The sequence below is a fragment of the Spirosoma daeguense genome (assembly GCF_054776875.1).
The window spans coordinates 261,569-273,982 of the sequence record NZ_BAAHBF010000007.1 but is presented as its reverse complement, the minus strand read 5'-3'; the positions used below and the strand labels follow the sequence as shown (position 1 = coordinate 273,982).

The window sequence follows — 12,414 nt, the reverse complement described above, 5'->3', positions numbered from 1 at the left end:
CCATTGCAACGTATCAGTACACTATAGCGTATTAGCAGAAAAGCCACGAATCAGGCTACGACACCACTATGCATCTGATCAAGTTTTCCTGCATCGCAGCTTTGCTGTGGATAGGATTTTCATGCCAACCCAAAAGCCCTGACCCCGATGGTACCGGCAGTACTACAAATGCCGACTGGACAGCCGAATCGCACGGGGGCGATGCGGAACCGAACTATGCCGTAGCTTTCTCACAAACCGAAGTTAAGACTCTAGAAATAACTATGACCGCTACCCAATGGCAGTCGATTCAGACTGATATGGCGGCCAAATCGTGGGGCAATTTTGGCACTAACAGTGGCAGCAACGGTAATCCAGGTGGGAATCCGGGTGGTGGCGGTGGTTTCGGGCAAGATCCAGCTTACGTAGCACTTCCCGTTCGTATCAATGGGAAACTATGGGAAAATGTCGGTTTCCGGCTTAAAGGTAATTCGAGCCTTTCATCAGCCTGGCGTTCGGGTACGTACAAATTGCCGTTTCGACTGAAAATGGACGAATTCGAAGATACACATCCAGAGATTGACAACCAGCGCTATTACGGTTTTAAAGAGTTGAGTATGTCGCCAGGCTATAGCGACAATTCACTGTTACGTGAGAAAATTGTTGCCGACATTTTCCGGCAGGCAGGCGTACCAGCCGCTCAGACGGCTTTCTATCGAGTATATATTGACTTCGGAGCGGGCAAAAAATACTGCGGAGTGTATACCATGGTTGAGGTGATTGATGATACGATGGTGAAAACGCAGTATGGGGAGAAGAAGGGAAATATCTATAAGCCCGAATCATCTTTCCAAAGCTTCATTCAGAGTCAATTCGAGAAGAAAAACAACGAAACGAAAGCCGATTATTCTGACGTACAGGCTTTTATCAACGCTCTTAATGCCACTAACCGAACCACCGATGCAACCAACTGGCGCAGCAATCTGGAGCAGACATTTAACGTAGACCATTTTCTGAAATATCTGGCTGTCAACAACACGATTGTCAATTGGGATTCGTATGGGGCGATGGCGCACAATTATTACCTATACAACTCCCCCACCAGCAAACTAACCTGGATTCCATGGGACCATAATATGTCGATGACCAATACGTCGGGAGGTGGTGGTAATATGGGCGGAAATAACGGCGGTATGAGCAACCGGGCCGTATCGCTCGAAATGACCGAAGTTGGCACAGGCTGGCCGTTGATTCGCTACGTAGCACAGGACCCGGTTTACTACGCCAAATACAAGCAGTACGTTAAAAAATTTACGGAAATGGTGTTTACAACGGCCAATATGAATAACCTCATCGACCAGAATTACAACCTGATTGCACCTTACGTAACCGGGGCCGAATCAGAACAGAAACCGTATTCGTATCTGAACAGCACTACCGACTTCACCACAGCTATTACCGCACTCAAAAGTCATGTAATAACTCGTAATCAGGCCGTTAATGCTTTTCTAAGATAATCCTATGCTCTTTCTGCAAGTTCCTGTTACGCCCGATATTATTCATCATTTCGGAGGGCTGGATTCGTTTTCCAGCGATTTTCTGATACGTATCGTTCTCGACGTAGTGGCAGTCGGGTTATTGATTCGTCTAGTCTACTACCCTATTTACCGTCGGTCGGACCTGTTTCTGACGTTCTTCGGCTTCAACTTCGTCATCTTCCTGATTACGTACCTGCTCAATCAGGTGCAGATGTCGATTGGAGCCGCTTTCGGGTTGTTCGCTGTCTTTTCAATGCTACGTTACCGAACGCAGGGAATTTCGGCTAAGGATATGACGTATCTGTTTATGGTGATTTCGATTGGGCTGATTTCGGCAATCAGTCAGGGCGGCTGGTTTGCGCTGGTATGCATCGATGTACTGATCCTGGGAAGCGTTCAACTGCTCGAAAGTAATTTGTTGTTTCAACGGGAACTGAGTAAGGTCATCAATTACGACCGTATCGATCACATCCGTCCTGAAAAGCTCACAGCGCTACTAACGGAATTACAGCTTCGTACAGGACTTCCTGTTCACCGGATCGAAATTCAAAGCATCGACTTCGTGAAAGAATCGGTACAACTCATCATGTATTACTACGCTAATCAAATCATTCATGCTACGTCTACCACTCCCCCAAAAGCAGCAATTCAGCAGGCTATTGTGGCCGAATAAATGGCTGTTATCGCTAGGCTTTTTCTCTCTGATAATTTCTTCAGGTTGGGCGCAGACGGGCACAATGGGTCTCTGGACGGGCGTTAGTGCCGAGCTAAAACTCTCGAAAGCGTTTTCGATACAGGGAAATAGTCAGCTACGGTTCAGCAACAATATTTCTGTTACTAATGCTTATCTGAGCGAGCTGGGCCTATCGTATAACTTAAACAAACACTGGCAATTGAGTGGCTATTATCGCTACGTTGGTCGGCGCAGGTTCGATAAGAGTATCGATGAATATTATTATCGCCCTTATCATCGGTTCTATGGCGAGCTTTCGTATGACCATAAGCTGGGCAAACTTGTAAAATTTGAGTATCGACTTCGGTACCAGAACCAGTTTAAAGATGATGCAGAAGGGATAGTAGCCGACAAAAGTTACCTACGTAACAAAGTCGAATTGTTGCTGAACACCCGTTCGCGTTTCAGTCCGTTTGTGTCGGGTGATCTATTTTATCGCCTTGGCGACGAAACAAATCAAGGCTTGTTCGATCAGGTACGTTTGAAGGCGGGCCTAGGCACCGACTTAAGTCGAAGTGGTTCGCCAATTCGTCATAGTATTGATTTAAGCGTGTTTAACGACGTACCACTCAACGGCAACGAAGCCAGCGAAATTATTGTCGGTGTTACGTATAAGCTGAAAATAGATGCTCGCCAAAAGAAGAATTAACAGATTTTTATTCAGCGTGTATCACGTTCTGGCAAAATTTAACGGGTCTTTCGGTTGATATAAGCAAGCTGGTTGCACTTACTGCTTACTACGTATGGCACCCGAATTACAAGTAAAACATGCCCAAACGAACCACATTATTGGGTTTAGTCTGAACGTCGAATTGAAGTTGGGTTCTCAGGCTAGAAAAGAGAAGAAGCAGCATACTATTCCGCCGTTTTGAGTATAAATTAGTAAGTCGTAAGTTCTTAGCTTACTGTAAGTTGAGTCAGATTGTTTAGTATAAATTAAGTTCAGTTTAGTGCATAGTCGTAGTGAGTAACCGAGTGATGATTTTAGAACGACAAATTTATGCGCATTTCTACCTTTCAGAGTCTATTATGGTTCCTGGTGTTAGCTATACCACTATCATCACAAGCTACTCATCAGGTTGGTGGGCAGATTGAAATGAAGGCGGTTGGTGATGTGCCCGGCCATTTTCGAATTATTGTTACCAATTATCTAGAAGACGGAACCCGTGGAGCCGCTAGTCAGGCCACGTCCGGTACGGTAGGAATATACCGAAAGCGCGATAATTCACTGATGATCAGTTTTGTCGTTCGCCAAACCAGCGGCCGGGAAAAAGTTATTTATGCCAATGAATTTTGTGCCTCCCAGCAAAAACTGAACTTTATTGCGCTGACCTACGAAGCTGATATTCAGTTAGCTCCTAATACGTATAGCGATGATCTGGGTTATTATATGTCCTATCAGACGCGTAACCGGAATGCGGCCATTTCCAACATTAATTCACCCGATCAAACTGGCTTTACGTTTTACCTAGAATTTCCGTCGCTTCTGAAAAACGGTTTATATTTTCAAAATTCATCCCCTCATTTTGGAGCCATCAATGGCGAATATATTTGCATGGGTGCTCCCTTTACGTTTCCGTTTGGTGGCACTGATGCCGACGGTGATGAACTTCGGTATTCAATGGTTACACCCTTGAATCAAAAAGGAGCGACAAATGGGAATGGCAACGGAAATGGGAACACGCAGAGTATTCTTTCGGGCGGCCCCTACCCCGAAGTAAACTGGCTTTCAGGCTTTAGTGCCACAAATGCGATTCCGGGAAGTCCTACGCTAGAGGTAGATGCGCAGACAGGTCAGTTGTCGGTAACGGCTACTAAATTAGGATTATTTGTATTTGGGGTAAAGGTAGAAGAGTATCGTAACGGGGTGAAAATTGGCGAAGTTCGGCGGGATTTTCAGTTTCTGGTTATCGAATGTCCCCCTCAAACGGTTCCAGACCCAGTCGCCCAATTTAGAAGCACGCCAACTGAGCAAACTACCACTATATGTCTTGGAGAAGCGACCACATTGCAGGCAACGATTAATGACGCATGGAATTACCAATGGCGTCGGGATGGAATCAATATATCAGGTGCGACGAGTTCGTCAATGGTCGTACGCGAACCCGGCGAGTACATGGTTGTGGTTTCGCAGAAAGCAGCCTGTAGCAAGACCGGGAATTCAGAAAATTTGCGGGTTAATGTTATTGGCTCAGCCGCCCGTCTGAGCCAAAGTGGTCATTTATGTGCTACAACCGGTTCAGTGCAACTCCTTGCTAAAGGCGATGTCGACGTAACATATCAATGGTTTCGGGATGGGAAGGCAATAGCCGGTCAAACGGCAGATTCGATACGTACCGAACAACCGGGCCGATACTGGGCCGTTTTAACTTACAATACGTATGGTTGTAAAGCCAATACTGATACGTCATCGCTTGAACGGTCAGCAGCAGTACAGGCCGTTATTAAGTCATCGACAGGACAGAATCGAATCTGTCCACAAGATTCTCTTCAGTTACTTGGCAGTGGCGGCACAAGTTATAGCTGGCAACGCGATGAAAACGTAGTGGCAGGCGGAAGTGCTGGTCAATACGTAACCAGCCAACCGGGTAGCTTTGTGGTAACGGCCACCGATCTGTTTGGCTGTACGGGAACCTCGGCACCAGTAGTCATTACGCAATTGGCGCCAATTACGGTGACAATGGACTCCATTCCTGATGTTTGTGGAGCTAACACCCCTGTTTATACACTAGTAGGAAACCCATCTGAAGGTATTTTTGCGGGGCCGGGTGTACTTGACAATCAGTTTGATCCAAAATCAGCTGGTGTTGGCAATCACCAGATAACCTACACCGTAAAAGTGGCTCCCGAATGTCGAGGAACGGTTGCAACGCGTATGGCTATCGTAGCGCCTATTCCAACAATAGAGATGAAGGACTCGCTTACTACGTATACCGGCAATACGTTCACCCTTGATCCTGTTTATACAGGCAGCCCAAACCAGTTTCAATGGGCATCCGCTACGTATCTCGATAATCCGGCCTCAGATAATCCGTCGATCATGAAAATCGAGAGCGACATTACGTATACCTTAACTGTACAAAACAAATCGGGTTGCGTAACAAAGGACACAATTCATATTACGGTTTACGCGCGCGTGTGGGTGCCCGACGCTTTTTCTCCCAATGGCGATGGGCTTAATGATATCTGGGATCTCCCTGGTATCGAGGCATTTCCCGACGCAATCGTTACGGTTTTTAATCGGTGGGGAGAAATCGTTTATTCGTCAGATAAGGGATATCATAATCCATTCGACGGTACGTTGAACGGTACGTCTTTACCAGCCGGTCTGTATGCTTATACAGTACGTACCGTTCCGGAAAAGCCTATTCTGAGAGGCAGTTTGATGTTGGTTCGCTGAAGCGATTTCAAATAAAAACTCCCTGAGAAGGTGATCCTCAGGGAATTCTGTACATCAAATTTCTTAATTTATGGGCAATCGATAACGTTTAGCAGATTTGTTAACCAAACAGATTGGTTCAATGCTTTTTAAGCCTGCTTCGTTACCTGAATATTCAATACGAGTTTTACGTCGTCACTAACAACAACGCCACCTGCTTCGGTTACTCCATCCCACGTAAGACCAAATTCTTTCCGTTTGATGGTACCGCTTATTTCAAAGCCAGCTTTTGTTTGACCGTAGAAATCCTGCATCTGTCCGCCGTATTCAACGTTCAACGTAACAGGTTTGGTTGTTCCGCGAATGGTTAGATCGCCAGCAAGTTTATAGGTCTCATCGCCGGTTTTGGTCATGCTGGTCGATACGAACGTCAGTTTAGGATGCGTAGCAGCATCAAAAAAGTCAGCTGATTTGAGGTGACCATCTCGTTGTTCGCTACCTGTATTGATGCTGTCGATATCGGCAGAGAATGAAACTTCTGCGTTCGAGAAATCGTCGCCCGTCGATTTAATTGTTCCCTCATACGTACCAAACGAACCCGTTACGGTTGAGATAACAAGGTGTTTCACTTTGAATTGTACTTCTGAGTGCATTGGGTCAATTACCCAGGTAGTATCGACGGTTGTTTGCGTTGCCATGATTATGTATGTGTTTTAAATTTCGTACGTTAACATTTTATGTATATACATTTAATTTTTCAAAAATGTTCACCGCCTTCTAATTTTTTTCATTCTGCCTGATCTATTTCAGAAATCAACTACCGTAAAACTTACCAGATTTACTGACACAAACGCCACCCTGCATAAGCTCACGCAGAAAACGGCGGGGCGTCATTCCTAAAAAATACTGAAAGTCTTTAATTAGATGGCTATGGTCGTGATAACCAAACTCCTGCACAATTGCCAGCCAGTCAATTGAGTCTGTAGTTTGTTGGCTGAGATGGTTAATTACTTTCTTGAAGCGCAGAAATCGAATAAGCTCTTTAGCTGAATACCCCAAATACGTTTGAAAACGAGCCTGAATACGTCGCGCCGAAACCTGATGCCGTTCAGCCAACGCTTTGACAGGATCGATCTGCATCTGGTTGAAATACGGAATACTATCGAGCAACGAATACGCTCCTTCATCAACAGGCGACAGATTGGCTGCAATGTGTTGACTAATCCGTTGTAATCGTTCTTCCTGCCCATCGATTGAGGCAATCTGCTGCCATAACCACTCAAAGCCAGTGGCATCCAGCAATACATCGGCATTTGCCCAATCGGTTGCTTTAAACTGATTCATGGGAACACCGAGAAGACGATAAAAGCCGTTTAGGGTAAAATTTACGACAATCAGATCGGCGGCCGGTGGTACTACGTAACGTAGCAGATTTTGTAAAGGCCCTACCACTGCCGTCCGCTGAAGTACATACTGATTATCTCCCAACGAAAAAGATATTTCTGCGCCAAAATTCAGCACCAATAACATCTCGTAATTCGGCAATAGTTGCTGAATAACAGGAGCTGCGTGGCGTGGCTGCTGAACGCAGTAATAATGGCTGAATACCATGGCAAGCCGGCTGTCGGCCTCAACGATCTGGCTGTTTATCGGTGTCGCTATCTCGTTCACGCTACGTTCGTTTTCTTACAATTTTCGGCCAGCCAATCGTCAGACCTTTGTTATGCTAGTAGAGCATATATAAACAAATTTAGCCGTCAATCGCATGAAAACGAACGAAATTTCTTCACCACAAATTGAGTCGACAGTCACTCAATCCAATGTACCAACAATTCTTATTACAGGCGCCACCGGGGCCATTGGTACCGAATTAACTAAACTACTATCGGCTCAGGGTATTCCCTTCCGGGCTATGGTGCGTTCTTTGAAAAATGCGCAATCACTTAGTGAACTTACTGGTGCCGAGCTTGTTGAAGGTGACTTCAATGACCCAATCTCTCTTACACAAGCCCTGACAGGAATTAAGCGGGCTTTTCTGTTAACGAACTCCTCTGAGCAGGCCGAGGCTCAGCAACTTCGTTTTGTTGCCACAGCAAAGCAGGCAGGTTTGTCGCATCTGGTTAAATTGTCGCAACTAGCCGCCAGTCCGGATTCTCCTGTGCGGTTTCTGCGGTATCATGCAGTTGTGGAGCAGGTCATTCAGGAATCAGGAATGAATTTTACGTTTTTAAGGCCGAATCTGTTTATGCAGGGACTGCTCGGGTTTCGTTCATCCATTATCGAACAGGGCAAGTTTTTTGCCACCATCGGTGATGCCCGAATTAGCCTTATCGACATCCGTGATATTGCTGCGGCAACCGCAGCCACTTTAACCGAATCAGGTCACGAAGGGAAAACCTACACCCTCACAGGCCCACAAGCGTTGACGCATAGCGAGATAGCCGACCAGCTTTCGTCCGTTTTAGGTAAGCGCGTTACGTTTGTCGACATTCCGGCAGATGCCATGCGGGAAGCGCTTATTGGCGTCGGTTTTCCTACATGGCAAGCCGATGGTTTACTGGAAGATTACGCACATTACAGCCGTAATGAAGCATCAGCCACTACGTCGACAGTGCAGGACGTAACAGGTACAGCAGCGCGAACGTTTGCTGATTTCGCGCTTGACTATGCCCCAGCGTTCCAGTAGTTTATTTCATGAGCATAATCGACGCCATAATCTCGATACCATCCCACAGATACTGCACCTTAACATTCTCATTCTCTGCGTGCTGATTGTTGTCGTAGTTCACAACCGGTACCGACACTACGTTAGCTTTCAGCACGCTTTCAAACAAATACAATGGTAAACTCCCTCCCGACGATGGCGATATCACAATGGGTTCGTCGGTGGTTGACTGAACAGCGGCAATAACCGATTGTGCAATAGGCAAATCAAGCGGGGTACGTTGCGCATTATAACCATGTCCGGTTGTTATTTTGATCAGTTTTGGGTATTGCAATCGTTCGGCATCTGTTGGTTCATGATCGATGATATGAAAGCCCTGAGTCCTAATGTGTGCCCTAACGCGCTCAAGCTGTCGTGCTACGTCGTTTCCACGCACAAGCCGCAGGTCGAGAACGGCTTCGGCTTTCGCCGGAATCACGTTACCGGCCATTGCTCCAACGTTAGCACTCTGAATGCCATTGATATTCAACGTAGGACGCATTAGTAGCTCAACAAACGGTGTACCGTTACCATCGGGCTGAGCAATGCCCAATTCTTTCTTCAACGCTGCTTCCATATTTGGTACGTTGGAAAGTGCTTGTTTTTCGGAAGCAGACAAAGGTGCTACGTCATCATAAAAGCCCTTGATAAGTACGTTATCGTTATCATCTTTCATGCTGGCGATTAACTTGACCAGTTTCATAGCCGGATTAGGAGCCCAGTTACCGTAGTTGCCACTGTGCAACGGTCGTTTTGGGCCGTAGACTGTAAGGTGCATATTTACATCGCCCCGAACACCAAACTGCACGATACGTTTCCCCGATACGTGCCGGGGACCATCAGCAATAATCCAGAGATCACTTTTAAGTTTATCGCGGTGTTTTTCAAAAATTTCGCCCAGATGCGTCGAGCCAACTTCCTCTTCGCCCTCAAAGAAAAATCGCAGATTCACTTTAGGCGCAATTCCACTTTTCTTCAGCGCATCATAGGCATTCAGGATGGTCATCACACCGGCTTTATCATCGGCGCTACCTCGCCCAACCAACCGCCAGTTCGGGTCGATGGTATCACCTGATTTGTAGGTCGTTACCAGTTTACCACCTTGCTCTACTGGTGCCGTGATAAAATCAGGCGTAAATGGTTGTAAGCCATCGGCCCATTGCTTTGGGTTTACCGGCTGACCATCGTAATGCGCGTAAAAAATGATTGTTTTCTGAGCACCCAGTACGTTTACTTCGGCAAAAACAGCCGGTGTTGTGCCCGGTTTTGGCCCGTTGAGCAACGTTGGCTGAAGACCTCGCTGCTTCATCATCTGCATGATAAAATCCGCATTCCTACGAATATTCACCGAATCGCTCGATACGTTCGGAATCGACAAAAACTGCCGATATTCTTCCATTAGCGCGGTTTCATTCGCTTTTCTATGTTGCCGAACGCGTTCCTGTGCCGACTGTGCATTAGCCGAAAATGTGGCAATACATCCCAAAAGTAAAATTGGTTTAATGGTCATTATTTTCTGGTAGGTTGTATACGTCTGAACAAGTTCTATATTGATGAATCGTTTGCCAAATACCATCCGTTTAAGGAACGTATTTTCCAGATCGTCCTGAAATCCCATCAACTATTCCTCTAATAATGAATCCGATACGTTCACGGCGATTGGTTTGTACAACGGCTACTTTAACCAGTTCTTTAATCAGGAGCTTCACCATTTTATAGATAAAAACGGGATGTTCTTTCACTAAAATCAACCCATTACGCACCATATAGTACTGCCTTACAGGTTGTCGGGAAACGTAGTTAACACCCCATTTTTTTCCTGGCTCTCCCACAAGCTGATATAGATGTATGCCTGGCAATTCAATAATGGTATAGCCAGCCTTACCAAGCCGTAGGCCATAATCATGATCGACATGGTCGATGAAAAAGTCTTCCCGAAAAGAGCCAACCGCCTGATAAGCTTTCAGATTTAGCAGGTTTCCAGACGTCATCGTATAGAAAACAGCCGTTGGCTTATCCGTATGATACGTACTTCGTGCATGGGCTGCCGACAGAATGCCGATTTGATTTGGGGATGGCTGACTTTCAATAAATTGCATCATTTCAACAATCATATTAGTCGGTGCACCACTATCGTCGTCCATCGTTAGTAGATAATCGTATCCTTGATCGATGGCTCGTTCGGCAGCCTGATTCAAAGCCTGAGCGATACCCTGATTACCAGCATTTTGGATATATTGTACGGCTGGTTTCCTTTTTAGCTCATTGATTAGTGGCTCTTGAAATATATCGGAATTATCTACTATAAACAGCGTATCTATCTGAGATAAATAGGTTTCAATATTTTGTACAATTTTGGGATTGTTATAAAGAACAACTACACCTGCAATTTTCATTACTGTACTAAAAATTTGCCTGAATCAACGAATGTATAGTAACAGCATGAATCACCGGGTCGATACGGGTTTATCTGTTACGTTGTCGGGTACTCTGGTCAGTTCCATGCCGGCACTATTGAGTTTAACTACTTTACCATGCGTATCAAGAATAAAGCTAACCGGGTCTTTTCCATTCCAGAACTGGTCGTACTGGAGCCGGAACGTATCGAAATGCCAATGATCGAGATAGCCCGTTAGTAGATTATTGATCGCGATGTGTAGTCTATTATCCTTAAGCGATACGTCTACTTTGCCATATAGAGGGTCTGTGTAGGCGCCAACATAGGCAGTCAATGCCAACGAAGGTTTTGTATTCGGCACACGGGTACTGTCTATTTTTTGCTGCGTCCGTCTATACTGCTGATGAAGGTTTCCGTACAATTGATATAAATCCCGGCTCCAGTCGCGGCTGATACCAAGTCCGCCAAATTCATCAAACGCACGATACATTATCGCATGACGTAACTCAGTATGGTCGAGGTTTCCCTGCACATATATGGCCAGTTTCTGATCGGGTAATTGTCCGTGAATGGCAATCATACCCGTTAAACTACCCGTATGAAAATTGACCCGATGTCCCCGATAATCATGCTGAAACCAGCCCAATCCGTAGGTTTTCCAAACAGGTTTTGTTAACTGTTGGGTTGGATAAAACTGGCCGTCGGTCACTAGGGTCTGAGGTTTGAACAGTTCAGCCCACGTAGCAGGTTTGAGTAAGGTTTTACCATTATACCGGCCACTATCGAGCATACACTGCATCCAGGCTGCTACGTCGTCGGGGCAAGTCCAGACCGAACCAGCAGGACCTACAGCATCGACCAATCCTTCCTCCGTTACGTTATCAACGCGTCGGATTGTGTCGTTCACTTCTACGTGTGGTTTTGCCCGATTGGGGTCTGTTACGTCCCTAAATAGAGCTTTTGTACGTTGCATACCGAGTGGTTCAAAAATGCGCGTTCGGATAAATACGTCCCAGGGCATTCCACTTACTTTTTCCAGCACTTTACCTGCGGCTAAGTACATGATATTCTGATAAATAAAACCGGAACGTAGTGAATATGACGGTTTTATCAGACGCATTCTCCGCAAAATTTCATCCGACGAAATCTGCATGGCCGACCATAACACATCGGCATTTCCAACACCCGTATTATGAATGAGCAAATCACGCACGCGCACCTCACGGGTAACCGCCGGATCATAAAACAGAAAATCGGGCAGGTAATTGACAACTGGATCATCCCAGCGCAGCTTCCCTTCATCAACAAGCATTCCCAGACAGGCCGCTGTCATGGCTTTGGTTGTCGAAGCCATCGCAAAAAGTGTCTGCGAATTAACAGGTTCCGATTTTCCACCAGCTAGTGCAGGCATTTCCCGAACGCCGTAGCCTTTCTTAAGCAAGACTTTTCCATCTTTCACAATAGTTACGGTCAGGCCGGGTACGCGCCAGTCACGAACGGCCTGCTGCACATACGTATCGAATCGGGAAACGGGATCAGGCTGATTTATGGACGATTGGGCGAGAAGATGCTGGCCTACACCCAGCAGGAAAAATAATACGGCGGAGATTTGTTTCATGACAGGTTGATGGTTGCTCTAAGATAAGCTTTTATCAGCTTGCTGAAACGCGAATACAGGCGTAT

At 46.0% G+C, this 12,414-nt stretch carries 10 protein-coding genes; 5 read left to right on the top strand and 5 right to left on the bottom strand.

Going from position 1 to position 12,414, the window contains the following annotated elements; translation table 11 throughout:
• Nucleotides 1-68 precede the first annotated feature (68 nt).
• The 4 genes from ACYVD4_RS22820 (at nt 69) to ACYVD4_RS22805 (ending at nt 5,650) form a co-directional block, all read left to right on the top strand.
• Complete coding sequence (locus ACYVD4_RS22820; RefSeq protein WP_460949682.1) at nt 69-1,496, top strand: CotH kinase family protein; 1,428 nt, start codon at nt 69-71, stop codon at nt 1,494-1,496.
• Between the two features lie 4 nt (nt 1,497-1,500).
• Nucleotides 1,501-2,190 carry a DUF4956 domain-containing protein gene (locus ACYVD4_RS22815; RefSeq protein ID WP_460949681.1) on the top strand — a complete coding sequence of 230 codons (690 nt, stop codon included), beginning with the start codon at nt 1,501-1,503 and terminating at the stop codon, nt 2,188-2,190.
• Nucleotides 2,132-2,899 carry a DUF2490 domain-containing protein gene (locus ACYVD4_RS22810; protein WP_460949679.1) on the top strand — a complete coding sequence of 256 codons (768 nt, stop codon included), beginning with the start codon at nt 2,132-2,134 and terminating at the stop codon, nt 2,897-2,899. Before ACYVD4_RS22815 ends, ACYVD4_RS22810 begins: the two co-directional genes overlap by 59 nt.
• Nucleotides 2,900-3,250: 351 nt before the next feature.
• Nucleotides 3,251-5,650: a gliding motility-associated C-terminal domain-containing protein gene (locus ACYVD4_RS22805; RefSeq protein WP_460949677.1), complete on the top strand. Its 2,400-nt coding sequence runs from the start codon at nt 3,251-3,253 to the stop codon at nt 5,648-5,650.
• Between the two features lie 128 nt (nt 5,651-5,778).
• On the opposite strand, the gene ACYVD4_RS22800 is transcribed toward ACYVD4_RS22805, so the two are convergent.
• Entirely contained in the window at nt 5,779-6,327 is a 549-nt protein-coding gene (locus tag ACYVD4_RS22800) for a YceI family protein (protein WP_460949676.1), read from the bottom strand.
• Nucleotides 6,328-6,442: 115 nt separating this feature from the next.
• On the bottom strand, nt 6,443-7,300 hold the full coding sequence (locus ACYVD4_RS22795) for a helix-turn-helix domain-containing protein (RefSeq protein ID WP_460949674.1): 858 nt from the start codon (nt 7,298-7,300) through the stop codon (nt 6,443-6,445).
• A gap of 94 nt (nt 7,301-7,394) precedes the next feature.
• Here ACYVD4_RS22795 and ACYVD4_RS22790 point away from each other — a divergent pair, with 94 nt between their 5' ends.
• Complete coding sequence (locus ACYVD4_RS22790) at nt 7,395-8,315, top strand: SDR family oxidoreductase (RefSeq protein WP_460949673.1); 921 nt, start codon at nt 7,395-7,397, stop codon at nt 8,313-8,315.
• 1 nt (nt 8,316) lies between these two features.
• Here the strand turns inward: ACYVD4_RS22790 and ACYVD4_RS22785 are convergent, their stop codons facing one another.
• From ACYVD4_RS22785 to ACYVD4_RS22775, 3 genes are read right to left on the bottom strand one after another with little or no spacing between them, the layout of a single operon-like run.
• A complete protein-coding gene (locus tag ACYVD4_RS22785; RefSeq protein ID WP_460949672.1) occupies nt 8,317-9,951 on the bottom strand; it encodes a M20/M25/M40 family metallo-hydrolase in 1,635 nt (544 codons plus the stop codon).
• The gene (locus ACYVD4_RS22780; RefSeq protein WP_460949670.1) at nt 9,914-10,729 is read right to left on the bottom strand and encodes a glycosyltransferase; all 816 of its coding nucleotides are present in this window, start codon (nt 10,727-10,729) and stop codon (nt 9,914-9,916) included. The genes ACYVD4_RS22785 and ACYVD4_RS22780 overlap by 38 nt, the downstream gene beginning before the upstream one ends.
• 51 nt (nt 10,730-10,780) lie before the next feature.
• Nucleotides 10,781-12,349, bottom strand: coding sequence for a serine hydrolase (locus ACYVD4_RS22775; RefSeq protein WP_460949669.1), 1,569 nt, complete (start codon nt 12,347-12,349; stop codon nt 10,781-10,783).
• Nucleotides 12,350-12,414: the final 65 nt, after the last annotated feature.